This is a genomic window from Fulvivirga marina (assembly GCF_016775155.1).
In the GTDB taxonomy this organism is placed as follows: domain Bacteria; phylum Bacteroidota; class Bacteroidia; order Cytophagales; family Cyclobacteriaceae; genus Fulvivirga; species Fulvivirga marina.
The window spans coordinates 960,150-986,534 of sequence record NZ_JAEUGD010000066.1 but is presented as its reverse complement, the minus strand read 5'-3'; the positions used below and the strand labels follow the sequence as shown (position 1 = coordinate 986,534).

Genomic DNA, 26,385 nt, shown 5'->3' with positions numbered 1-26,385 from the left:
TATGAACGTAGTTATGAGAAAGAGTAGTTTATTAATCCTTTTGTTGTTTACGCTGGTTTCTTTTATATCAAGTAATTATGCAATTGCACAACTTAGTGTAGACCTGTCCAACGAAAAGGATGCCTGTGATGGGTTGGCTAATGGATCCATCGACATAACTGTTTCTAACTCCAGCGGACCTATATCTCTATTGATTTTTGGTCCTCCAAACTTTTCTTTTAGCCCAAATGACGGGGATGTAACTTCCCTGACTAATTTGCCTGCAAGAACATATCTGGTAGTTGCTCAGGATGATGATGAAACAGTAAATACGAGTTTTACCATTGACAATATAGTCTCGCCCTTATCTGTAACGGTAGATCCGGGTAGCCCATCTGATAATACTAGTTGTGCGACTCCAAACGGCTTTATTAATATTACAGTATCGGGAGGCTCTGGCATAGGGTATGATTATTCATGGACAAGTACCAACGGATTCACATCAACCTTGGAGGATATTTCCGGGATCGTTGGAGGAACATATACTGTTGAGGTGTTTGACCAGGGAACGAATTGTTCTGAGGTTCTCACGGTACTCCCTGCCTTGAATGATCCTTCACCAACAGTTTACAATATAACCAATACTTCCCCTCAGGTAGTCTGCAGTACTGATGATGTAGATATTATCCTGAGTGATAGTGATCCCGTTCCTGCACTTCCAGAACCACCAGTGGTTTATGAAATTTATATTAACGGAGCCCCAAGTGGCGTAACTAGACAAGGGGATGGGACATCTAATTTTGCAATTACTTTACCGGGAGGAAGCTTTCCGGATAATGCCGTTATAACAGTACAGGCTAGTCAAGGTGCATGTACGCCAGTGTTTATGAACGGTAGTGTTACATTGAATACTCAGACTTTATCAATTTCTTCTTCCGTAACGGATAATACACGTTGCTTAGCACCCTTTAATGGTGCTATTGATATTACTGTGGGTGATGCTATAGGCACTTTGTCTTATAGTTGGACTGGCCCAAATGGTTTTACCTCAACATCTGAAGATATAACAGCATTGGAGCAGGGGGATTACACGGTTACTGTGACCGATAACACTACAACCTGTTCAACAGTTTTTCCCGCAATTACTGTAGGAGATAACAGACCAACCATTACCATCACTACTGACAATGTTGTGGATAATAGCCGTTGTGTTGCACCTTTTAATGGATTAATAGAGATTACTCCCGGAGGAACGGCCGGACCTTTTACTTATGCCTGGACAGGACCCAACGGATTCACATCAACTTCTGAAGATATCTCAACGCTAGAGGATGGTTCATACGATATCACAGTAACTGATACGAATACAGGCTGCACAGCTACAACCAGCATAGTAGTAGGAGATGCTAAGCCGACCGTTAGTATAACTACAGACAATGTCGTAGATAATTCAAATTGCGTAGCACCATTTAATGGATCAATAGAGATTACTCCTGGTGGAACAGCCGGACCGTTTAGTTATGCATGGATAGGTCCCAATGGTTTTACTTCAGCTTCAGAGGATATTTCAACACTAGAAGATGGTTCATATGATATCACTGTAACCGATACGAATACAGGTTGTACTGCCACAACCAGCATAGTGGTGGGAGATGTTAAGCCAATCATTACCATAACTACAGACAATGTCGTAGATAATTCAAATTGTGTAGCACCATTTAATGGATCAATAGAGATTACTCCTGGCGGAACAGCCGGACCGTTTAGTTATGCATGGACAGGTCCTAATGGCTTTACTTCAACTTCAGAGGATATTTCAACACTAGAAGATGGTTCATATGATATCACTGTAACCGATACGAATACAGGTTGTACTGCCACAACCAGCATAGTGGTGGGAGATGTTAAGCCAATCATTACCATAACTACAGACAATGTCGTAGATAATTCAAATTGTGTAGCACCATTTAATGGATCAATAGAGATTACTCCTGGCGGAACAGCCGGACCGTTTAGTTATGCATGGACAGGTCCTAATGGCTTTACCTCTACATCAGAAGATATTTCAACACTAGAAGATGGTTCATACGATATCACAGTAACTGATACCAATACAGGTTGTACGGCTACAACAAGTATAGTAGTAGGAGATGCGAAGCCAACCATCACTATAACTACAGACAATGTCGTAGATAATTCAAATTGTATAGCACCTTTTAACGGGGCAATAGAGATTACCCCAGGAGGAACAGCCGGACCTTTTACTTATGCTTGGATAGGTCCAAATGGCTTTACCTCTACATCAGAAGATATTTCAACACTAGAAGACGGTTCATACAATATTACAGTAACGGATACAAATACCGGCTGTACAGCAACAACAAGCATAGTAGTAGGAAATGCGAAGCCAACTATAACTATAACTACAGACAATGTCGTAGATAATTCAAATTGTATAGCACCATTTAACGGGTCAATAGAAATTACCCCTGGAGGAACTGCCGGGCCATTTACCTATTCCTGGACAGGACCAAATGGATTTACTTCAACTTCTGAAGATATCTCAACGCTAGAGGATGGCACATATGACATTACAGTAACTGATACCAATACAGGTTGTACGGCTACAACAAGTATAGTAGTCAATGATGCAACGGTAGCTGTTACTATAACAACAGATAATGTAGTGGATAACACAAGTTGTGTGTTGCCGTTTAATGGAGCGATAGCTATTACTCCCGGAGGAAGCGCCGGACCGTTTAGTTATTCCTGGACAGGACCCAATGGTTTCACTTCTACCAGTGAAGACATTTCTGCATTGGAAGATGGAACTTATGATGTTACTGTAACGGATGATAATACGGGTTGTATTGCTACAACAAGTATAGTGGTTAATAATGCCGTAGTAGCAGTAGCAATAACAACCGATAATGTAATTGATAATACAAACTGTATAGCACCATTTGATGGAGCAATAAATATTACCGCCGGAGGGAGTGCCGGACCGTTTAGCTATTCCTGGACTGGACCCAATGGTTTCACTTCTACCAGTGAAGACATTTCTGCATTGGAAGATGGAACTTATGATGTTACTGTAACGGATGATAATACGGGTTGTACCGCAACGACGAGTATAGTGGTTAATAATGCCGTAGTAGCAGTAACGATAACAACCGATAATGTTGTTGATAATACAAATTGTACAGCACCATTTAATGGAGCAATAGCTATTACTGCTGGAGGAAGTATCGGACCGTTTAGTTATTCCTGGACAGGCCCCAATGGTTTCACTTCTACCAGTGAAGACATTTCTGCATTGGAAGATGGAACTTATGATGTTATTGTAACGGATGATAATACGGGTTGTACCGCAACTACGAGTATAGTAGTCAACGATGCTTCAGTAGCGGTTACCATAACAACCGATAATGTTGTTGATAATACAAACTGTATAGCACCATTTGATGGAGCAATAAATATTACCGCCGGAGGGAGTGCCGGACCGTTTAGCTATTCCTGGACGGGACCCAACGGTTTCACTTCTACTAATGAAGACATTTCTGCATTGGAAGATGGAACTTATGATGTTACTGTAACGGATGATAATACGGGTTGTACCGCAACGACGAGTATAGTGGTTAATGATGCTTCGGTAGCAGTAACGATAACAACCGATAATGTTGTTGATAATACAAATTGTACAGCACCATTTAATGGAGCAATAGATATTACTGCCGGAGGAAGTGCCGGACCGTTTAGTTATTCCTGGACAGGCCCCAATGGTTTCACTTCCACTCGTGAAGATATATCAGCACTGGAAGATGGAACTTATGATGTTACTGTAACGGATGATAATACGGGTTGTACCGCAACGACGAGTATAGTGGTTAATGATGCTTCGGTAGCAGTAACGATAACAACCGATAATGTTGTTGATAATACAAATTGTACAGCACCATTTAATGGAGCAATAGATATTACTGCCGGAGGAAGTGCCGGACCGTTTAGTTATTCCTGGACAGGCCCCAATGGTTTCACTTCCACGGGTGAAGATATTTCAGCTCTTGAAGATGGAACTTATGATATTACAGTAACTGATACTAATACGGGCTGTACCGCAACGACAAGTATAGTAGTTAATGCTGCATCGTCCAGTATAATAATTACTACAGATAATGTAGTAGATAATACAAATTGTACAGCACCGTTTAATGGAGCAATAGATATTACGGTGGGAGGAAGTGCCGGACCATTTACTTTTGCATGGACAGGCCCCAATGGTTTCACTTCCACTAATGAAGATATAGCTGTATTGGAGGATGGAACTTATGATATTACAGTAACAGATACCAATACAGGGTGTATTTCCACATCAAACATAGTGGTTGGAGATGCTAAACCTACAATTACCATAACTACTGACAATGTTACGGATAATACCAATTGTGTTGCCCCTTTTAATGGAGCAATAGATATTACTGCCGGAGGAAGTGCCGGTCCGTTTAGTTATGCCTGGACAGGACCCAACGGATTCACATCAACTTCAGAAGATATCTCAACGCTAGAGGATGGTTCATACGATATCACAGTAACTGATACGAATACAGGCTGCACAGCTACAACTAGCATAGTAGTAGGGGATGCTAAACCTACAATTACTATAACCACTGACAATGTTACAGATAATACCAATTGTGTTGCACCATTTAATGGAGCAATAGAGATCACTGCAGGTGGAAGTGTAGGCCCGTTTAGTTACGTCTGGACAGGACCAAGCGGTTTTACTTCTACATCAGAGGATATTACGGGACTTGAGGTAGGTACGTATGATATAACCGTAACTGATACAAATACGGGATGTACCGCAACTGCTAATATTCAGGTTAATGATGCTGTTCCAACCATAATAATAACCACTGATAACGTTACTGATAATAGTAGATGTGTTGCTCCATTCAATGGGGCTATTGATATTACTGCAGGAGGCAGCGCCGGACCTTTCAGCTATGCCTGGACAGGTCCAAATGGTTTTACATCTACTAATGAAGATATCTCTGCATTAGAGAATGGTTCTTATGACGTTTTAGTTACTGATACGAACACTGGCTGTACGGCTACAACAACTATTGCTATTAATGATGTAACTCCTTTAATCACGGTAAATGTAGACGCAACAACAGATAACACTAAATGTATAGCACCGTTTAACGGAACGATACTTATTACGCCTGTGGGTGGAGTAGGACCTTACTCATACTCATGGACAGGTCCAAATGGCTTCACTTCAACTTCAGAAGATATTTCTACTCTTGAGGATGGAACTTATGATGTTACTGTAACAGATTCAGGTTCAGGTTGTACTACCACGGCCAGCATAGCAGTTGGAGATGTCAGGCCAGCAATCACTGTTTCTATAGACTTGGTGACTGACAACACCAGTTGTGTAGCACCATTTAACGGAGCTATTGAAATTACAGCCGGAGGAACTGCTGGTCCATTCACATATTCATGGACAGGACCAAGTGGGTTTACTTCAACTAATGAAGATATTTCAGGGCTTGAAGCAGGGAATTATGATGTTACGGTTACGGATGTTGGTACAGGTTGTACAGAAGTAGCTTCTGTAACAGTAAATGATAATTTACCTACAATTACGGTATCATCGGATATAATTTCTGATAATACTAACTGTGTAGCACCTTTTAATGGAGCTATATTAATCACCGCAAGTGGAACCCCCGGACCTTTTAGTTATTCGTGGACAGGACCTAATGGGTTTACTTCCAATAATGAGGATATAACCGCTTTGGAAAATGGTGATTATGATGTTACAGTAACAGATATTTCATTGGGATGTACAGCTACAGCAACATTTACAGTTGGTGATAATACACCAACAGTTACTGTGACTGTGGATAATAATATAGATAACACAAATTGTACGGCACCATTTAATGGAGCTATAGATATAACACCAGGCGGTACTGCTGGTCCGTTTACATTTGCTTGGACAGGTCCAAATGGATTTACCTCAACAAGTGAGGATATTTCAGGCCTCGAAGCAGGCAACTATGATGTTACCGTTACGGATGCGGTAATAGGCTGTATTGGGACTGCAACAATTACAGTAAATGATGCTTTACCAACAGTAACTATAACCGTGGATGGCACTACCGACAATAGTAATTGTATCGCACCATTTAATGGAGCAATAGATATAACCGCTGGAGGAACCGCTGGACCATTTACTTATTCATGGACAGGTCCGAATGGTTTTACTTCAACCATTGAAGATATTTCAGGTCTTGAGTCTGGGAACTATGACGTTACAGTAACTGATACTGGAATAGGTTGTACGAACACAATTACGGTAACAGTTAATGATGCCACACCTCCGGTAACTATTACTTTAGATGCTGTAACTGATAATTCAAATTGTAGCGCACCATTTGATGGAGCTATTGATATCACTGCAGGTGGTACTGCCGGCCCGTTCACTTTTGCTTGGACAGGACCAAACGGGTTTACCTCAACGAGTGAGGATATTTCAGGTCTGGAAGCGGGAGATTACGACGTTACAGTTACTGATACTGGCTTAGGTTGTGTAGGAACAACAACTATTACAGTGAATGATGCTTTACCAACAGTTACCATTACTGTAGATGGTACCACTGATAATAGTAATTGTACAGCACCATTTAATGGCGCAATAGATATTACAGCAGGAGGAACCGCTGGTCCGTTTACTTTCGCCTGGACAGGGCCAAATGGTTTCACATCTACCAGTGAGGATATTTCCGGACTAGAAGCAGGAGATTATGATGTTACAGTTACCGATACCGGTATAGGTTGTACTAATACGATTACTGTAACAGTCAATGATGCTTTACCGACAGTTACTATCACCGTCGATGGTACCACTGATAATAGTAACTGTATTGCACCATTTAATGGAGCAATAAATATAACCGCTGGAGGAACCGCTGGACCATTCACCTATTCATGGACAGGGCCAAATGGTTTCACATCAACCAACGAGGATATTTCAGGTCTTGAGTCTGGGGACTATGATGTTACAGTTACTGATACCGGAATAGGATGTACGAATACAATTACGGTAACGGTAAATGATGCTACACCACCTGTAACCATTACTGTAGATGCAGTAACTGATAATTCAAATTGCAGTGCTCCATTTAACGGAGCTATTGACATCACAGCAGGAGGAACCGCTGGTCCGTTCACTTTCGCCTGGACAGGACCCAATGGGTTTGCCTCAACGAGTGAGGATATCTCGGGTCTGGAAGCAGGGGATTACAATGTTACGGTTACTGATATCGGCTTGGGTTGTGTTGGAACAACAACAATTACAGTCAATGATGCTTTACCAACAGTTACCATTACTGTAGATGGTACCACTGATAATAGTAATTGTAGTGCACCATTTAATGGAGCAATAGATATTACCGCTGGAGGTACTGCCGGACCATTCACTTTTGCATGGACAGGGCCAAACGGCTTTACTTCAACTAGCGAGGATATTTCGGGGCTTGAGTCTGGAGATTATGATGTAACGGTAACTGATACAGGAATAGGTTGTACGAACACAATCACTGTAACGGTAAATGATGCCACACCACCGGTAACTATTACAGTAGACGCGGTAACCGATAATAGCAATTGTACAGCACCTTTCAATGGAGCTATAGATATAACTGCAGGTGGTACCGCCGGACCATTCACCTATTTATGGACAGGCCCGAATGGTTTTACTTCAACCAGTGAAGATATTTCAGGCTTGGAGTCTGGAGACTATGATGTTACAGTTACAGATACAGGCTTGGGTTGTGTAGGTTCTACAACCATAACAGTTAACGATGCTACACCACTGGTGACTATTACCGTCGATGGTACCACTGATAATAGTAATTGTACAGCACCGTTTAATGGTGCCATAGACATCACGGCAGGTGGTACGGCTGGTCCATTCACTTTTGCCTGGACAGGACCAAACGGCTTTACTTCAACTAGTGAAGATATTTCAGGTCTTGAGTCTGGGGATTATGATGTAACAGTTACTGATACTGGAATAGGTTGTACGAATATAATAACCGTAACAGTTAATGATGCCACGCCACCGGTGACCATTACAGTTGATGCTACCACTGACAACAGCAATTGTACCGCACCGTTTAATGGAGCAATAGATATTACCGCTGGAGGAACAGCCGGTCCATTCACTTTTGCCTGGACAGGACCAAATGGATTTACCTCAACAAGTGAGGATATATCAGGTCTTGAGTCAGGAGATTATGATGTAACAGTGACCGACACTGGTATAGGTTGTACAGGTACAATTACCGTAACGGTTAACGATGCAACGCCACCAGTGACTATTACTGTGGATGGTACCACTGATAATAGTAATTGTACGGCTCCATTTAATGGTGCCATAGACATCACTGCAGGTGGTACAGCCGGTCCATTCACGTTTGCCTGGACAGGACCAAATGGTTTCACATCAACGAGTGAAGATATTTCAGGTCTTGAGTCAGGAGATTACGATGTAGTGGTAACTGATACTGGCTTGGGTTGTACAGGTAGTACCACCATAACAGTTAATGATGCTACACCACCTGTTACGATCACTGTAGATGCCTTAACTGACAATAGCAACTGTGTCGCACCGTTTAATGGTGCCATAGACATCACTGCAGGTGGTACAGCCGGTCCATTCACATTTGCCTGGACAGGACCAAATGGTTTCACATCAACGAGTGAGGATATTTCAGGTTTGGAAGCAGGAGATTACGATGTGGTAGTAACTGATACTGGCTTGGGTTGTGTAGGTACTACAACCATAACTGTTAATGATGCTGCACCACCTGTGACGATCACTGTAGATGCATTAACTGATAATAGCAATTGTATTGCACCATTTAATGGCGCTATAGATATCACGGCAGGAGGAACCGCTGGTCCGTTCACATTTGCCTGGACAGGACCAAACGGATTTACATCAACCAGTGAAGATATTTCAGGTTTGGAAGCGGGAGATTACGATGTAGTAGTAACTGATACTGGCTTGGGTTGTACAGGTAGTACCACCATAACAGTTAATGATGCTGCACCACCAGTAACCATCACTGTTGATGCAACAACAGATAATAGCAACTGTGTAGCACCGTTTAATGGAGCCATCGATATCACGGCAGGTGGTACGGCTGGTCCGTTTACTTTTGCCTGGACAGGGCCGAACGGTTTTACATCGACGAGTGAAGACATTTCAGGTCTTGAAGCTGGTGACTATGATGTTACAGTGACTGATACTGGCTTAGGTTGTGTAGGCACCGCAACCATTACGGTTAACGATGCTGCACCACCAGTGACCATTACTGTAGATGCCGTTACTGACAATAGCAACTGTACAGCACCATTTAATGGCGCCATAGATATAACCGCTGGAGGAACTGCTGGTCCATTCACTTTTGCATGGACAGGTCCTAATGGGTTTACATCAACCAGTGAAGATATTTCAGGTCTTGAAGCTGGAGACTATGATGTTACGGTAACTGACACTGGCTTAGGTTGTATTGGTAGTACAACAATAACTGTTAATGATGGCACACCTTCTATTACTATAGGTGTGGATGCAGTGGCAGGAAACTCAAATTGTGATGCACCTTTCGCTGGCTCTATCGGAATTACACCTGGAGGTACGGCAGGTCCATTTGCCTTCAGCTGGACTGGTCCCAACGGTTTTGTTTCTACATCTGAAGATTTAACTGGTGTATACCACGGAACATATAGTGTAACCGTGACAGATACTAATCTTGGGTGTAGCACCACATTGGCGATAAGTGTTCCTGATTTGACCAGTGGTTGTGTGCCAACAGGAGATTGTGCTACGGTTGTTGTTTCATTCCCTAGTGGGTATATAACTCCGGCAACTTGTACTAACTCTGATGGTGAGATCATCTTTAGAATCAGTCCATTTGTTCCTTCATTGAATACAACGGGAGTTATCATAGATATTGATGGTCCGGTACAAAGAACAAATGTTAATGACTCAATCTTTAGTAATCTACCATTGGGAGTTTATGATTATACAATTCAGTATGGTGATCCTTCTTGTATCATAACAGGTCAAGTAACTATAGATCAATCAGGAACGGTAGGAACACCTGTTGCTTCTAACATTGTAGGACCAGTATGCTTCGGGGGTAATGGAGTCCTTAATCTGGATGTCCCTAATGAGACCGGAAGTCTTTTAGAGTGGTCTACGGATGGTGTTTTATGGAATTCATTTGTTGCGGGATCTCAAATTAGTATCCCAGCAGGTCCAGCACCGACTTTTGAGCAGGTAATTGCAGTGAGGAGAAATAGCAGTGATCCTTGTAATGCGGCTGTAACTGTGGTAATGCAGAGCCAGAATAGCGAATTGAATATTACAACTTCAACAACTGATGCAACTTGCGATAATAATGATGGAAGTATTACTGTAAACTCAGTTAGCGGAGGAACAGGAGCTTATAGCTATCGACTTGATGGGATTATATTTAATAACCTTCCATCAGGTAATAAGTTTGAGAACCTTGCTGGTGGTAGTCATATACTTACTGTTATTGATGATGGAGTAACTGGGTGTGAAAAAGACTTTAACATCATTGTTCCATTCCCAGGGCTGGTAAACTTTACGACCAATACACTTGATCCTGATTGTAGCAACAACTCGGCATCTAATGGTGAGATTGAAGTAGTCATTAACTCCATTGGTCAATTCCAGGTTGGTATTAGTACTAACCAAACTACAGATCCTACGGAATTTTTTAATGTTTCTTCTAATGGGTTTGGCTCATTCACTTTTGATAATTTGGCCAAAGGTGATTATTATGTGACAGTGGTGTCTACCGGTGCGACTTGTCCTAACAGAAGACTAGTTTCCATATTGGCAGGACCATCAGCAGTTACCTTTGACTATGAGTTAGGTTGTATTACAGGTGGAGTAAATAGAGAATTATTACTATCTAATATTAAAGGGGATAATTCTTCGCAATACACGCTTAGGGTCTTTGATAGTTTTACTTCTGATTTGGTGGATGAGCTTACATTTACGCTGAATGTAGGGCAGCAGTTCCTGATTCAGAATAGAACATTTCTCAATTTTAATAAGGAGTATAAATTGAGTTTATCTCAAGAGCAAAATGTTTGTCCTGGGGTTGAGATCGTTTATGAACACCCTGACATACTTCGCATACCTACCAAGCTGTTTGCTCTGGTAGGTGAGACTACAAGCTCATTGCCAGATAAGTTTACCGGAACAATGCAGATTCACGATTTCTCAGGTGGAGAACCTCCTTACCTGATTAGAATTGAACTGGATTCTGCGGCTGTACCTGGACAGTCATTTATCACTGATTATGATACTGTACAAGTGAATACCAATTTGGAATTTGAACGAATTTATGAAGGTATTCCGGCAGGAAGATACTTTATTGAGGTGATGGATCAGTATGGATGTGTATTGCCTTTGACTGGACGTGTTCCATTAAACACCGACCTATATGTACCTAATATTTTTACTCCAAATGGTGATGGATATAACGATACATTCTTTGTGAGGAATCTTCCGGAGTTTGATGTAGAACTTGTTGTTACCAATAGGTGGGGAAGTGAGGTTTATAAATCTGGTGACTATAAAAACGACTGGACAGGGGAGGATGTCCCAGATGGTATTTACTTCTATAAGATAGATGTAGCCGGAGAGGTTTATAACGGATGGGTTGAAATATTGAGGGGTAAACCTTAAACGGAATTTAGATAAGCAATAAAAGGCTGCCACATGGCAGCCTTTTTACTTTATTAGTGAATGGTGGGATAAAAGCCGGTATTATTTTTTAGTTCATAAATGTATAAGGAAGGAATGAAGAGTAGTTATTTTATAATTATCAAACGTTTCAAAGTGTTACCAGAAACTTCAGAGTATCTACACCATCTGCGTAGTCCCAAAGCTCTGGTTGTTGAGCCTGGCCAAAATTAACGCTGCCTGGTCGGCTGTTGTTAGATACTATGCACTGAATCTTATCTGCATTACCTTTTAAAAGGCTTTGTAGCGTATTCTCTGAGTCATATTGCTCGTAGAAAATAACGGATATAGGAGAAACCATAGCGCTGTCTTCTTTGAGGAGAAGAAAACCACTATCGAGGTGAGGTATTCCGTTGACAAGATAAATGGACTTGTTATAGTCGTAGTTATTATTGTATTTATGGTGATTGGAGACTTTACTAAAACTTTCTATTGCCTTAAAGAACCCATCAAATTTATACCCCTTGGGTACGTACAGTTTGGCTACGTTGCGACAACCTAGTCCAAAGTACTGGAAAATATCATTTCCTAGTTTGCTCAGGTCTTCATCTGATTCCTTACCCGTTAATATGGCACACGAGGTGCGGTTTTTTCTAATGATGTTTGGGTACTTACCAAAGTAGTAGTTAAAATATCTGCTGGTATTGTCACTTCCGGTAGCAATGATGGCATCTATATCTTTTAGTTGCTCCCGGATAATTAATTGCTCTTCCAGTTCTGGAGATATTGCTATCAGCTCATTGACTATATAATTCATTAGAGCGGTATCCTGTGAGCTTAGCTTGATGTGTGCCTGGTTACCACTGATGACAACTGAAAGCAGATCATGAAAACCTACCAGCGGAATGTTGCCGGCCATCACTATACCTACCTTTTTGTTTTGGTTCCTTATGGGGTATGACTCTGTCCATTGGTTTAACTTATCTTGTTGCAGATAGTTTGAAATACCTTCGAGTGCAGACTTAACGCTTTCTTCCGTGAACCAGGAGTTATTTGATCGTGCTTTGGTGTAAAGCTCCGTTGCCTGATCTTTATCCAGGTTTTTAATGCGTTTCCCTAACTCAACAAATGCTTCGATTCTTTCCTTAAGTTCTATCATATGTGTAAACCTTTCGTCCGCGCTTTATGTTTGAAAGCAGGAAGATACTTCCTATTTTTACAAAGATTAAAAATTAATCTTGTTTACATAGAAATGAGGATGAACTTTAGTCATTTTATGCCATAAAAATGAGAATATGACAGGTTTATACCTTACTTTTAAGTATTCTTTTAAATGAATGTTACACACGAGAAATAAGCTATAGATATGGCAATAATGATAACTGACGAGTGCATTAACTGCGGAGCATGCGAGCCGGAATGCCCTAATACTGCTATTTACGAGGGAGGAATGGAATGGACCTGGGGTGGTGGTACAGAATTGACGGAAGTTGAGATGGAGGATGGTGTAGTTATAAGCAGTGATGATAGACAGGAGCCTGTATCTGACGAGTTCTATTATATTGTACCAGGCAAGTGTACGGAATGTACGGGATTTCATGAGGAGCCACAGTGTGCAGCTGTATGTCCTGTAGACTGTTGTATTCCTGACCCAGACTATGTTGAGACAGAAGAAGAACTGACCGCCAAGAAGGAATGGCTTCATAATGAATAAAAATATTGGCAGTTTCTGGTCATAGATCAGAAACTGCTTACTATTTTAACTTTGACCTTTTAATAAGATAGGCATTCAAAATGTCATTGTAATCCTCATTTATATCAGCCTCAATGAAGTCAATTTTTAATTGACCGCACCTTAAGGCTAGTTGCTGATAATACTCCTTGACCCGTTTGGTATAATGCTCTTTTACCTCATGAGGTTGTAGCTTAAGCTTATCACCAGATTCAAGATCTATAAACTCGTAAGGTCGATCTTCAAATTCAAAAGTATACTCAGTCCTTTTGTCAGATACATGGAACAACAGCACTTCATGTTTATTGTGCTTTAGGTGTTGCAAGCCTTTAAATATTTCATCTAGTTCATTTTCATTATCAAACATGTCACTGAAAATGACTATTAACGACCGTCGATGATTCTTTTCAGCTACTTCATGGAGGATGTTGGCAACGGCTGTTTTTTTTAGATTATCTTCCTGGTTCAACAGGTTTTCAAGCTGAATAAAGATCTTGTTCAGGTGAGTACTGGTAGATTTTATTGGTGTGGTTACCTCTATTTTGTCAGAAAAGGTTGTAATGCCGACTGCGTCACGTTGTTTTTGAAGAAGGTAGGCTATGGCAGCTGCTGCTAATATGCTGAAGGTAACCTTACCCTTATTTTTTTGAGGGTAATGCATGGAGGATGAGTTGTCTATAATAATCTGACACCGTAAGTTGGTCTCCTCTTCGTATCTTTTTGTGTACAAACGGTCAGTTTTAGCATACACTTTCCAGTCGATGTGTCGGGTACTCTCTCCGGTATTATATAGTTGATGTTCAGCGAATTCCACAGAAAATCCGTGGTATGGTGACTTATGAAGGCCAGTAATGAAGCCTTCTACGAGCTGCTTAGCTAAAAAATCAATGTGCCCCAGGTTTTTAACCTGATTGAGGTCAATCTTCATACAAGAGAATAGCTTATTTTAGCTAATAAAGCTAAGGAATTGATCTGTTTACAACGCATGGAAATAAAAATTGTTTTATAATTAATAATTATCTGTTTGCATTAAACCTAAATATTATACTATATTTAAATCCGATTTATGTATAAAAGGCAAAATTGTAAACTAAACTATTAGGATTGTGGAAGAGAATAATACCAATGAAAGAGAGGAAATATTTTCAGAACGAGTAAGGGCGGGAAAAAGGACGTATTTCTTCGATGTTAAGGCAACCCGTTCGAACGACTATTATCTGACAATTACCGAGAGCAAGAGGAGGTATAAGGATGATGGGTTTACCTACGAAAAACATAAGATTTTCTTGTATAAGGAAGATTTTAATAAGTTTGTTGAAGCCTTAAACAACACTGTGAATCATGTGAAGGACGAATTACTTCCTGATATTGACTTTACTCAATTTGACAGGCAGGGAGATATGGATGGAGAAGAAAGTGGTGTGAGTAGGAGCGAAATCGATACCGAATTGAAATGGGATTGAAGTAATTGATAAGTTATATAGTAAAGAGCCCTTGAATTTCAAGGGCTTTTTTTATTATGTTTGCTTAAAAAGGACTGATATGCTCTGGCGAACCCTGTTTTACATTTTATTGGTTATAGTGGCAATAATTCTGCTAGGGTGGGTCTTTTTTGATATTTTTATTTACGTGGCTATAGCCATTGTGGTAAGCAGTATCCTTCGCCCTTTGACCCAATATATGGCTAAAGCACAATTGTTCAATATCAGGATGCCGCGATTATTGGCTGTAATATTTTCATACCTGATATTGGTAATGTTTATAGCAGCTTTTATTGTACTGTTTATTCCATTAATATCAGAGCAAATAGAAGTAATATCAGGAGTTGATTATGAGAATTTATATGACAGGGCAACGGTTCCTCTGCAAAGTTTTGAACACTTTTTAATCAGCAATGGCCTTACTACTGAGTCAGAGGGCTTTATTGTAAACAACCTCAGAAAAAGCATAATTGAAATTATTTCCAATGTTAAAATCGGAAATATATTGAATGATATTCTTGCTGTCACCGGACAGTTCTTAGTTGGGGTTTTGGCAGTAAGTTTTATCTCTTTCTTTTTTCTTTATGAAATGGGGTCCATGCGCAAAAAATTGATTTCTTTTATCCCTAATAAATATTTTGAGGTAACGATAGCTGCATATAATAAGATTGAAAGGTTGTTGTCAAACTATCTTATTGGCTTACTGTTTCAGATGTTTTGCATATTTAGTATTGCTTCTCTTGGGTTGGGAACTTTAGGGATCAGGTATGCCCTAACCATAGCATTATTTGCAGCAGTGGCTAATCTTATTCCCTATATGGGACCGATCCTGGGTGCTACTTTCGGTATTGCTGTGGGGGTATCAACAGGGACGGATCTGGTAACTTCTCAGGATTATATGTTTCTTGTACTAAAAATAGCTGCTGTTTTTGGTGTTGTCCAATTAGTAGATAACATTGTACTTCAGCCATTAATCTTTTCTAAAAGCGTAAAAGCACATCCTTTAGAAATATTTATAATTATATTTGCAGGCGCTTCGCTAGCTGGTATACCCGGAATGGTTGCAGCCATACCTGTTTACACTGTATTACGCGTTTCATTTTCGGAGTTGTATACAGGTTATAGAAGCTACGGTATTTTTAAAGTTCAGAAAAAATAAAATTTCATGGCACTTAAATGTGGTATTGTAGGGCTGCCAAACGTAGGCAAGTCAACACTTTTTAACGCAATTTCAAATAATAAGGCAGAAGCGGCCAATTTTCCTTTCTGTACCATAGAACCTAATGTTGGTGTTATTACTGTTCCTGATGAGCGGTTGCACGTACTTGAAGAGTTGGTGAACCCACAAAGAGTGTTGCCTACTACGATTGAATTTGTTGATATAGCGGGGTTAGTTAAAGGAGCAAGTAAAGGCGAAGGGCTTGGAAACCAATTTTTAGCTAATATCCGAGAGGTAGATGCTATTGCCCACGTTGTACGTTGTTTTGCTGATGATAATATTGTACATGTTGAAGGAAGGGTAGACCCTATTTCTGATAAGGAGGTTATTGATGCTGAACTACAACTAAAAGACTTGGAGTCAGTTGATAAAAAGATACTTCGTATAGAAAAAATCGCTAAGAGTGGTGATGCGAAATCAAAGAAGGATTTAGTAATACTTCAGAAATATAAGCAACATTTGGAGTCTGGAAAGAATGCCCGAACCCTAGAAGTTGAGGAGGAAGACAGGAAAGCCATTGCCGACCTTCAGTTGCTCACTGCTAAGCCCGTAATTTATGTGGCTAATGTTGAAGAGACAGCTTTGCCTGATGGGAATGAGTATTCTCAGAAACTGAAGGATGCTGTGAAAGATGAAAATGCGGAAGTGGTGATCGTTTCAGCTTCAATCGAGGCTCAGATAGCTGAACTGGAAGATAAGGAAGAACGTGAAATGTTCTTGTCAGAATATGGATTGAAGGAATCAGGGTTGAATAAGCTAATAAAAGCTGCCTATAATATCCTCAATCTCATCACTTACTTTACAGCTGGAGTACAAGAGGTGCGGGCGTGGACCATTAAGAGAGGGTGGAAAGCTCCTCAGGCAGCGGGAGTTATACATACAGACTTTGAAAAGGGATTTATTAAGGCAGAAGTTATCAAGTTAGAGAATTACCAGAAGTTTAAATCAGAAGTGGCTTGTAAGGAAGCAGGTAAGATTGCCATCGAGGGAAAAGAATATGTGGTATGCGACGGAGATATTATGCACTTTAGATTTAATGTTTAAAAAAAGAATTTTATATTACATGGATTTTTAGAATTGGCGATTAAACGCTATTTTTATTAAAATATTGTATAACTTTTTTTTCGATTACGATTGAACAGTCTGGCTGAAAAGTTAAAGTTACATTTTGTTTTGAGATAAGGGTTCGTGCATTTTTTAGCTAATTTTAATATTTTCTGCTGAAACCCCTGATTTTTTGTCTAGGTAATTATTTTCAAATTGAGAGTCAGAATTATATTTCTTCTAAAGAATAGGGGAGGCCACGTTCCTTTTCACCATCAGTATTTGCTCGCGCAAATGATCAAAGGTGTTTTGATTAAGGGTGGTGATGAGAAATTTATACAATATTCATTTTATAACTTCTCAGGCCTAAAGGGACAAACTAAGATTAGTCGAAAGGGGCTTCATTTCTATTCTTCACGTGTTACTCTGGTTTTGTCGAGCCCGAACAAGCCGTTTATTGATTATTTTTTAACAAATTTATTTGAGTTTAGTCAGGTGGAAATTGGAGGACTGTACCTTAAACCCGAAACTGTTGAGCTTGAAGAACAAATTGATTTGAAAGATTCGCTGAAGTTTGTCTGCATCTCACCGCTTGTTATTCTGAATTCATCATTTAATGATAGTACAGCCAAGCGGTTTATTCCCCCTGAAACGGACACTTTTTCAGATCTCCTTTATGAGTCTACCATGGAGAGAATGGCAGCATCAGACATGTTTGATAAAGAACAGCTGGAGGGGTTTTATAAGTTTCAGGTTGTGCCTGATAAAACCTATATTGCCAGACTTACCGCAGCTCAAAAGAAATTTGCTCGTATTTATCCCGTTTATGACCGTGATGTAAAATATGAGATTAGAGGTTATACCTTCCCATTTACCTTATATGCGGCAAAAGAAGTTCAAGATTTTGTGCTTCATTGTGGTTTAGGGCAGTTTACCCATAAAGGGTTTGGAATGCTTGATGTAGCACATTCCAACCCTAATAGCCGCGTGCTTAAATACGAATTTAGCTACGCTTAGTATCTTATCTGGAAGGGTTCATTTCGTAATACCCATACCCTATGAGTAACTCAGATCGACTGGTTGGCGGTTTATAGTAAACGAATATTTCATACTCATTTTCCGTTTGAAAGTGATCCCCTTCAAAGTAATTGGACCTTAGAGTATCTCCTTTAATATAATATTGGTAGTCGTAATAGCCTTGTTTTAGGATCATCTCACCATTATATAAGCCAGACACCTCATCATAGTTCATTCTGTCCTGGAGGTTCCAGTTATTCATTTCACCTATAACATAAACCTCACCATTAACTTTACTTGCTTTAAGGTGAAATCTAACAGTAACATAGTCACTTTGCACTGAACCGTTTCCGGTGTCAGAATTAGCAATAAAATACTCTCCATTCAGGTCATCGTACTGCGTGTAGGGTTGGTAAATTCTGGGTTTGTCAATCATCAAGTCTATCAGAGTAGGACGTGTATTTATGTTAGCACGTTGAACGTTCTGCCCAGGGTACCGTAGTGATCTCATATCAAAAAAGCGAAATTCATTGCCACCTTTAAAGTTGTTTTCATAATTAAAGAAGCGATATTCCAATTGGTTAATGTTTTCACGTATAAAATTGGGCCTGAGCGTAGTAATGGCGTTGTCCCATCTTTGGTTTTGTCGGATTACTATAGATACGTTTTCCATCGGGTTTTGTAATGGGTAATCATTATAGTCTATGGTGAAGTCAAGTTGTTGGTTTAGCCGGTTGTTTGAACTTAAACCGGTAAGGTCACTCAATAGATTAATAGATACCAGGCTATTGAAAAGCATAAACCTTTTGGATAAGATAATGTCAGATTCATCGGTGCCTCTATAGGCCACCAAAAGGTAATTGCCAGGAACTTTGAGGCTGGGTATTTTGAATTTGTAGTGGACGTATGACAATTTAGTATCTACTGATAGCTGATAATTATCAATGTTGAACTCATTGTAGTCGTATAGATAGTCAAGACTTCTTAGTCGCGATGGTGTCCAGTCACTATTGCAATGGATGATTTTTACTCTATAATTCTCAGGAGCCTGAACCAAGTCATCAAATTCCAGTAACAGATTGTTATTGTTCAGGGTAGCTACAGATGGTGATAGTACAGCATTGGCGTTCCCTGTGTAAGGATAGAGTTGAACTGTCCTGATCTCGGGTTCGTAGGTAGCGTCCTTGTATACTAATTTTTTGTTCTGGTAAGTAGGCGAAGATAGATGATGGGGTAAATTATATGCGCTTAAAACAAATATAAAAAGCGTAGCTGTTATCCAATTTTTCATAATGGCAATAAAAATATAATTAATTTTGCGATATACAAGAATGATTCCAACCTATTGGAATGTTGTGGTGTCTATATAAAACATGATCGCATCAGATATATTATATGGATTCTGAAAAAGCGCTTATTGAGGGCTGTTGTAAGGGAGATAGAAAATCCCAAAAGCAATTATTCGATCTTTATTCTAAAAAGATGATGGTTGTGGCTATGCGCTATTCAAAGTCTGATCAGGAGGCTGAAGACATTCTCCAAGAGTCTTTTATAAAAATATTTGAAAAAATCAAAACATTCAGGGGAGAGGCCAGGCTTGACTTCTGGGTTAAAAGGATAGTAATCAATACTGCACTTAACCATCAAAGGAGTAAGTTGTATCTCTTTCCTATGGTTGATGTTCACGAACTGAATTTTTCTGAAGAAAGTAGCTTTTCGCTCGCCGACTTTCACTTTAGAGAGTTGCTGAAGATGATTCAGGAGTTGCCCTCCGGTTGTCAGGTTATATTTAACCTGTTTGCTGTGGAGGGTTATTCTCACAAGGAAATTGCTCAGTTATTAAATATTAGTGAAGGGACCTCTAAGTCTCAATACGCCAGAGCTAAGAGCTTGTTAAGAGATAAAATAGAAACTGAAGAAAGTATTAGTTATGGAAATGCAAGATAAAACGCAGTTCGAAAAGGAGTGGGAAAACGCATTTGCAGACGCTGAAATGGATGTTTCGGCATCAGTTTGGGAGAGGGTTGAATTAGGTGTTTCCCAGTCATCGGCAGGAAAGTATAAAAGAAGGTTATTGCTATTTCAATTATTGGCGGCAGCATCTGTAGTATTTGCTATGTCAGTGGGAGGGGTAGCAGTTTATCATCTTCAATTGAATGATCTTGGTGCTGATGATAGTGAGCTAGCCAGGTGGGAGTCGGGAAATAGACAAGAAGATAATATAGGAAGAGACGCTCAGGGAAGTAAACAACCAGAATCCAATGCCATAGAGGAAAGTGGCTTGATAGATGATGAAGATCAGGTTACGAAAGAAGAACAGCGTTATTTGACTCATGAAGGTAAGGTTAGTAGAGATCTGGAATATGATGAGTTGAAGAATTATAATCTTGACGATGATAATAAAGAAGGAAGCCATGAAAGTTATTCCAACTCAAATAATAGCAGTTCTGTTAATAAGGCCGGCATCGCAAGCGGTGCGGCTACTACAAATGAGCATGTAAAAAAGAATGCTCGGAATGTTGATGACCATGATCTTGGTCAAGGTACAAATGTATTTGCGTTATCGGAAGATGGTTATAATACAGATGTGGAGGCAGGTGTAAACAGTGTTAATGGAGATGCATTTGATAGTGAAGAAAAAAGTCTTATGGCATCAAATCAGATTAATCAGAGTGAATTGCCGGAGAAATTAGATCGGCTGTTCGAGTATCTGGAAACAGCACCATTAGAGGATAGGGAACTGAACATGGTACCGTGGTATAGTTATGTACCATCAAAGAAGAAAAATAATGCAAATGATAACCTTTGGGCTGGTGTTGGATTTTCAGCAGGAAGTTTCAACCCAAATATGGGAGGGGGTAATGTTGACAGTGATATGGGGCTGATGGAAACATCGCGGTTCAACGTTGATTCGAAGAGGGCACCTTCGTTTGGTAAGGAGAAAGCTGGACAGTCCTATAATGTGGGGGTTAACTTTGGTACAAGGCTTTCAGAAAAATGGGTTTTGCAAAGTGGGGTAATTTATGCCCAGCAGGAGACCACAAGTACGTCAAACGTAGTTAGTACTTCTGATCAGGGCTCTGTAAAGACACTAAGTAATTTTACTGACATTGATGCGGCAGAGGATGTCACATTTACCGCCCCATATGATGTCAATAATACTTATGAACTGGTTTCAGTACCCATACAAGCAGGATATGTTCTTCTTGATAATAAGTTCAACATTGTTTTGCTTAGTGGCATAGCCAATAATATTTTGCTTAAAAATCAGATCAGTGCGACTTCGGGTGATATAGAAGATGTGAATATTTCTGCCGGATCGGAGTCCCAGTACAGAACTTATCAGATTAGTGGGTTACTAGGATCAGAATTTAGTTATGATTTTGGTTCCCGTTATCGGTTAGCAATTATTCCTCAGGTAAAACAGTCCATTAGTTCTATTACCAAATCAGAATCCGAGTATACCAGCCGACCTACAACACTTGAAATTGGTTTCAGGTTTAAGTACGTCTTCAATAATTAATAATATTGATATTTGAGATGTTTTTTATTACTAATTGAACTTGCAGTAAAATAAACTGATGTTGATTGATTTTAAACTCTACTTTTTTGAGAAAAAATTTAAATACATTCCAACCCTCAGTAAGTTTTTTGTGTCTATTTATTAGTTAGTGGCTTTTAAAACATTCCAATCATGCAAAAGATTAAAACTGTGACACATGTAAGTCAAATTATGATAACTGTATTAACAGTGCTGTGTGCAAGTATTTTGTTGTCTGGCTGTGGTGACAACTGCGAAGTAAAGAATAGCTACACTTATTATGAGCCGGTTTATACAACATTGGAGGATATAAGATCTTCTGTGACTACGTTACCTGCACATAATCTGCAACAGACGGGAAAAATCTACTTTAGGGATGGGTACCTGTTTATCAATGAACCAAACCAAGGTGTTCATGTAATTGATAACCATGATCCTGCTAATCCTGAGAATATAGCCTTTATCAAAATACCAGGTTCATTCGATATAGCGGTTCGTGGCAATATACTTTTTTCTGATAGCTATATTGACCTTGTAGCTATTGATATAGCAGATGTTCAAAATGCAAAAGAGGTAGGGAGAGTAGAAAATATTTTTCACGGATATAATTCATACGGGTTTTATGCTGACTCTCAGATGGGGGTAGTGACAGATTGGAAAGCTGTAGAGCAGGTTGAACTTTATGAATCGGATTGTGAAGCAGGATATGACTGGGGGATGCTCTATGAAGGTGGCATTGCTGTTGATCGAGTTGCAACTTTTGATGCCAATACTGCAGTGGCACCAACTAACCCTGGGATGGCAGGTTCAATGGCCAGATTCGCACTGGTTGGGGATTATCTCTATGCGGTTGATCAGTCAGATTTATACCCTGTTAACGTAACCCATTCAACTGATTTACAAGCGGAAGAAAAAGTGGCTATCAACTGGGGAATAGAAACTATTTTTCCTAATAACAACTTTTTGTTTATCGGAGCTCAGAATGGTATGTATATTATGGATTTAGTTACCCCTGCTCAACCTACGTGGGTGTCGAGCTATGAGCATGTCACAAGCTGTGATCCTGTGGTAGTGGATGGAGATTATGCCTACGTAACGTTACGTTCTGGTACGGAATGTCAAGGTTTTACTAATCAACTTGAGGTTATTGATATATCGAATATCAGCAGCCCGGAGTTGCTATTCACATACAATATGCATAACCCGCATGGTTTAGGTAAAGATGGAGATGTACTTTTTATATGTGATGGGGACGATGGGCTGAAGATATTTGATGCAAGTGATATAAGTAATATTGGCAACAAATTGATGGCGCATTATAAAGATATTAAAGCATTTGATATTATACCGTTTAACAATATTGCTATGATGATAGGGGAAGATGGACTTTATCAGTATGACTATTCTGATCTGGATAACATTGTTTTTCTAAGTCATCTAGAAATTTCAGATAATGAAGAATAGGGTGATTTTGACCACTTTATTAATAGTGGCTGGTGCTGCAAATGCCCAGGTTGATAAAATATACTTTAAAGACAGAAGTGCCATATTGGGGAGATTATTATCACTTAACCATGATTCAGTGTTTGTAAGGTTTGGTGGTGAAAATCAAGGTTTTAGAGCGAGAGAAATTCATAGTATAGTGTTGAGAAGTGATATGCAGCCAGGTGTTGATCTTGGCATCTTAGACTCACTGAACAAAAGTAGTTTTGTTAAGAAATTTGATAAAGAAGTGTTGATGGGGGTGATGTGGGGTGGAGGTCTAAATAATAATGATGTTTACCCAACGGTTAGTATACTAGGAAGCTATCGCTTTAAAAGGTTTTTGCAGGTTGGGTTGGGTATGGGTTATGAGGAGTATAATTACTATGCTAATGTGCCTGTATACTTATGCTATAAGGGAGATTTGTTCAGTCGCTTTAGCAGAGTTTACTACTATGCTGGAGCTGGGTATAGCAAAATGTGGGGCAAGTCAGTTATGAAGGGTTATGTTGATGAAATCAAAGGAGGGAAGTTGTTTAAATTAGGTTTTGGCTTCATTTTTGATACTAAGAGCAAAGTTGATTTTATAGCGGCGGTAGGTTGGAGTCGGCAAGAGATGAAAGAGGAGTACCCATTAAATTATATATGGGGAGAGGGAGATTATGTGTGGGGAGGGGGAGGTAAAACAGAGATGTTGAGGACTATGGATAGGTTGGAATTTAAAATTGGAATTTGTTTTTAATATTTATTGCAAATCTCTGATATAAGTATGTAAGTTTGCGGCCGATTTTGAAAGAAGATTGAAGAAAGGAGTTACCGTTTGTAGAATGGTAGTATTAAAAGAAGATATTTTACATAAATTTAATTTTTATTATGAGGATTTACGAATTACAATTAAGGAAAATGATTTATCGATATGCGGTAGCATTTGCTGTTACACTTATCATAATGATTTTAATTTAAACCTCACTTACAAGGAAGATTTTTTCAGAGTTAGGTAAGGTTTAAATTAGAATCTTAACTTAAGCTACTGCTTCCAGCTACCCTTACTATTTAAGAAGTAAAGTTAATCTGAGCTATTTTCTAGTTCATCAATTTCTTCAGCCTTCAACTCCCATTGGTCATTGAGGGCTTGTAGCTGAGCTTTTGACTTTTCGTATCTTGTGTTTGCTTCTTGGAGCTTATCAGGATTGCCAAAAACAGTAGGGTCTGCCATTTCCTTCTCAGCAAGAGTGATGTCCTTTTCAACGGCTTCTATCTGCTCTTCAATTTTGGAGAGTTCGCGTTGATGGTTGATGAGAAGTTTATCATTCTTGTTTGTTTTTTTTGCAGGCTTTGATTTAGCCTGTTTCTCGGGGTTGTTTTGAACTGGTGTTGTAGCTTCTTTTTTCTCTGCATCTACTTTGCTCTTCCAAAAGCTGTATTCCTCGTAGGAGCCTGGGTATTCTTTTATCTGATGGTCTTCAATGTACCAGATCTTGTTGGCAACCTGAGAAACAAAGTGCCTGTTGTGCGAAACTGTGATGAATGTACCCTGATATTGTTGCAGGGCTTGCACAAGTATATTTTCAGACTGAAAATCGAGGTGGTTGGTAGGTTCATCCAATAATAGGAAGTTAGCTTCAGATATAAGTGTTTTTGCTAGAGCAACTCGGGATTTCTCTCCTCCTGATAATACTTTGATTTTTTTGAAAACATCATCTCCGGTAAATAGAAAGCATCCGAGCACTTGCCTGAGCTCAAGTTCAGTTTTCCTACTTCCGGCTTGTTTGAGTTCCTCAAGTATTTCATTGTTAACATTCAGGTCCTCTAGTTGATGCTGAGCATAAAAGCCAAGGTTTACATTATGTCCTTCTTGTCTTTTGCCTTCAATGGGCTCGGTTCCGGCTATTATTCGCAATAAGGTAGACTTCCCTTTACCATTAGCACCAATAAGGGCTATTTTATCCCCCCTTTCGATGTGGGCTGTGGTGTCTGAAAGAATATTGAGCTTTCCGTACGATTTGCTTACATGTTCAAGTTGTATTACGTGTCTGCCCGATTTCTGTTTAAAATCAAACTTAAAGTTTACCACAGCATTGGTGTCTATCACATCTTCTATTTTTTCCATTCTGTCCAATGCCTTTACTCTTGACTGAACCTGACGAGCTTTTGTGGCTTTTGCTCTAAACTTTTCAATAAAGCGTTCTGTCTGCTTTATCTTTTGCTGTTGATTTTCAAAGGCATTTTTTTGGATTTCTGAACGTAGTTCCTTTTCCTGAAGGTAAAAGTCATAATTACCTTCATACATGGTAAGCTGCTGATTTGAAACTTCTACTACCTTATTGATGGTGTTGTTTAAGAACTGTCTGTCGTGAGAAACAACAATGACAGCACCTTCATAACCCCTGAGATAGTTTTCTACCCATTCTATAGAGGGTAAATCCAGGTGGTTGGTGGGCTCATCCAGCATCAAAAGTGACGGTTTTTCCAACAACAGTTTGGCTAACATTACGCGCATTCTCCACCCTCCTGAAAATTCCTTCAATGGACGGTGCAGGTCTTCAGTATTAAAACCAATACCTTCTAGAATTTCCTCAGCCTTGGCTTGCATGGTATATCCTTCAAGGCGCTCAAATTTTTCCTGCAGTTTAGTGAGTTTTTCAACTAGCTCATCAGAGTAGTCGGTTTCAAGTTTTTTTAGAACCTTTTCAAGGCTTCTCTGGGTTTCCACCGCTTCACCAAACGCCTGCATGGCTACCGAAACTATACTGTCTTCAGACTGATAGGAGAGTAGATCCTGATTGAGAAAACCGATTGTACATTCGTTGCTTTTTCCTATCTCACCTTTTTCTGGTGAATAATCTCCATTGATCAATTTGAGTAGAGTGGACTTACCGGCTCCATTCAGGCCTATGAGACCAATTTTGTCCTTAGGTTTGATATGTAAAGATGCGTCTTCATAAAGAGGGCGACCTCCAATGTAATAGGAAAGGTTTTGAATTGCTAACATAGCTGCAAAGGTATGAATTGATGAGGAATTCATATTAACAGACTGTTTTAATTTAAAGGAGCCTTAATGCTCCTCTTAAACCTATACAGGTT

At 39.6% G+C, this 26,385-nt stretch carries 14 protein-coding genes; 10 read left to right on the top strand and 4 right to left on the bottom strand.

The genetic code is table 11. The features are described from left to right. Position 1: 1 nt before the first annotated feature. The gene (locus JMN32_RS24160; protein WP_202858956.1) at positions 2-11,788 is read left to right on the top strand and encodes a gliding motility-associated C-terminal domain-containing protein; all 11,787 of its coding nucleotides are present in this window, start codon (positions 2-4) and stop codon (positions 11,786-11,788) included. Between the two features lie 148 nt (positions 11,789-11,936). On the opposite strand, the gene JMN32_RS24155 is transcribed toward JMN32_RS24160, so the two are convergent. Next, positions 11,937-12,944: an acyl-CoA reductase gene (locus JMN32_RS24155; protein WP_238354602.1), complete on the bottom strand. Its 1,008-nt coding sequence runs from the start codon at positions 12,942-12,944 to the stop codon at positions 11,937-11,939. Between the two features lie 207 nt (positions 12,945-13,151). Here JMN32_RS24155 and JMN32_RS24150 point away from each other — a divergent pair, with 207 nt between their 5' ends. After that, positions 13,152-13,499: a 4Fe-4S binding protein gene (locus JMN32_RS24150; protein ID WP_202858955.1), complete on the top strand. Its 348-nt coding sequence runs from the start codon at positions 13,152-13,154 to the stop codon at positions 13,497-13,499. Positions 13,500-13,539: 40 nt separating this feature from the next. Here JMN32_RS24150 and JMN32_RS24145 read toward each other — a convergent pair whose 3' ends face one another. Next, complete coding sequence (locus tag JMN32_RS24145) at positions 13,540-14,445, bottom strand: DUF58 domain-containing protein (protein WP_202858954.1); 906 nt, start codon at positions 14,443-14,445, stop codon at positions 13,540-13,542. A gap of 178 nt (positions 14,446-14,623) precedes the next feature. Here JMN32_RS24145 and JMN32_RS24140 point away from each other — a divergent pair, with 178 nt between their 5' ends. The 4 genes from JMN32_RS24140 to JMN32_RS24125 all read left to right on the top strand — a co-directional run bounded on the left by JMN32_RS24140 (position 14,624) and on the right by JMN32_RS24125 (position 18,278). Continuing rightward, on the top strand, positions 14,624-14,980 hold the full coding sequence (locus tag JMN32_RS24140) for a DUF3276 family protein (protein ID WP_202858953.1): 357 nt from the start codon (positions 14,624-14,626) through the stop codon (positions 14,978-14,980). A 79-nt stretch (positions 14,981-15,059) separates the two neighbouring features. Next, on the top strand, positions 15,060-16,157 hold the full coding sequence (locus tag JMN32_RS24135; RefSeq protein ID WP_202858952.1) for an AI-2E family transporter: 1,098 nt from the start codon (positions 15,060-15,062) through the stop codon (positions 16,155-16,157). A gap of 6 nt (positions 16,158-16,163) precedes the next feature. Continuing rightward, complete coding sequence (ychF, locus tag JMN32_RS24130; RefSeq protein WP_202858951.1) at positions 16,164-17,261, top strand: redox-regulated ATPase YchF; 1,098 nt, start codon at positions 16,164-16,166, stop codon at positions 17,259-17,261. 216 nt (positions 17,262-17,477) lie between these two features. Beyond that, positions 17,478-18,278, top strand: coding sequence for a CRISPR-associated endoribonuclease Cas6 (locus JMN32_RS24125; protein WP_202858950.1), 801 nt, complete (start codon positions 17,478-17,480; stop codon positions 18,276-18,278). Positions 18,279-18,282: 4 nt separating this feature from the next. On the opposite strand, the gene JMN32_RS24120 is transcribed toward JMN32_RS24125, so the two are convergent. After that, on the bottom strand, positions 18,283-19,569 hold the full coding sequence (locus JMN32_RS24120) for a type IX secretion system plug protein (protein ID WP_202858949.1): 1,287 nt from the start codon (positions 19,567-19,569) through the stop codon (positions 18,283-18,285). Positions 19,570-19,673: 104 nt separating this feature from the next. Here JMN32_RS24120 and JMN32_RS24115 point away from each other — a divergent pair, with 104 nt between their 5' ends. The 4 genes from JMN32_RS24115 to JMN32_RS24100 all read left to right on the top strand — a co-directional run bounded on the left by JMN32_RS24115 (position 19,674) and on the right by JMN32_RS24100 (position 24,043). Beyond that, positions 19,674-20,225: an RNA polymerase sigma factor gene (locus tag JMN32_RS24115; protein ID WP_202858948.1), complete on the top strand. Its 552-nt coding sequence runs from the start codon at positions 19,674-19,676 to the stop codon at positions 20,223-20,225. Beyond that, positions 20,209-21,801, top strand: coding sequence for a hypothetical protein (locus JMN32_RS24110; RefSeq protein WP_202858947.1), 1,593 nt, complete (start codon positions 20,209-20,211; stop codon positions 21,799-21,801). The genes JMN32_RS24115 and JMN32_RS24110 overlap by 17 nt, the downstream gene beginning before the upstream one ends. A gap of 171 nt (positions 21,802-21,972) precedes the next feature. After that, on the top strand, positions 21,973-23,283 hold the full coding sequence (locus JMN32_RS24105; RefSeq protein WP_202858946.1) for an LVIVD repeat-containing protein: 1,311 nt from the start codon (positions 21,973-21,975) through the stop codon (positions 23,281-23,283). Beyond that, entirely contained in the window at positions 23,273-24,043 is a 771-nt protein-coding gene (locus JMN32_RS24100) for a hypothetical protein (RefSeq protein ID WP_202858945.1), read from the top strand. The genes JMN32_RS24105 and JMN32_RS24100 overlap by 11 nt, the downstream gene beginning before the upstream one ends. Positions 24,044-24,367: 324 nt before the next feature. On the opposite strand, the gene abc-f is transcribed toward JMN32_RS24100, so the two are convergent. Continuing rightward, positions 24,368-26,293, bottom strand: a complete 1,926-nt coding sequence (abc-f, locus tag JMN32_RS24095; RefSeq protein WP_202859092.1) for a ribosomal protection-like ABC-F family protein — start codon at positions 26,291-26,293, stop codon at positions 24,368-24,370. Positions 26,294-26,385 lie beyond the last annotated feature (92 nt).

What these genes read in the sequence shown, in the direction of transcription:
- ychF (WP_202858951.1), top strand. Translation starts at nt 16,164, where the DNA reads ATGGCACTTAAATGTGGTATTGTAGGGCTGCCAAACGTAGGCAAGTCA.
- JMN32_RS24120 (WP_202858949.1), bottom strand. Translation starts at nt 19,569, where the DNA reads ATGAAAAATTGGATAACAGCTACGCTTTTTATATTTGTTTTAAGCGCA.
- JMN32_RS24115 (WP_202858948.1), top strand. Translation starts at nt 19,674, where the DNA reads ATGGATTCTGAAAAAGCGCTTATTGAGGGCTGTTGTAAGGGAGATAGA.
- JMN32_RS24135 (WP_202858952.1), top strand. Translation starts at nt 15,060, where the DNA reads ATGCTCTGGCGAACCCTGTTTTACATTTTATTGGTTATAGTGGCAATA.
- JMN32_RS24110 (WP_202858947.1), top strand. Translation starts at nt 20,209, where the DNA reads ATGGAAATGCAAGATAAAACGCAGTTCGAAAAGGAGTGGGAAAACGCA.
- JMN32_RS24160 (WP_202858956.1), top strand. Translation starts at nt 2, where the DNA reads ATGAACGTAGTTATGAGAAAGAGTAGTTTATTAATCCTTTTGTTGTTT.
- JMN32_RS24155 (WP_238354602.1), bottom strand. Translation starts at nt 12,944, where the DNA reads ATGATAGAACTTAAGGAAAGAATCGAAGCATTTGTTGAGTTAGGGAAA.
- JMN32_RS24100 (WP_202858945.1), top strand. Translation starts at nt 23,273, where the DNA reads ATGAAGAATAGGGTGATTTTGACCACTTTATTAATAGTGGCTGGTGCT.
- abc-f (WP_202859092.1), bottom strand. Translation starts at nt 26,293, where the DNA reads ATGTTAGCAATTCAAAACCTTTCCTATTACATTGGAGGTCGCCCTCTT.
- JMN32_RS24145 (WP_202858954.1), bottom strand. Translation starts at nt 14,445, where the DNA reads ATGAAGATTGACCTCAATCAGGTTAAAAACCTGGGGCACATTGATTTT.
- JMN32_RS24105 (WP_202858946.1), top strand. Translation starts at nt 21,973, where the DNA reads ATGCAAAAGATTAAAACTGTGACACATGTAAGTCAAATTATGATAACT.
- JMN32_RS24150 (WP_202858955.1), top strand. Translation starts at nt 13,152, where the DNA reads ATGGCAATAATGATAACTGACGAGTGCATTAACTGCGGAGCATGCGAG.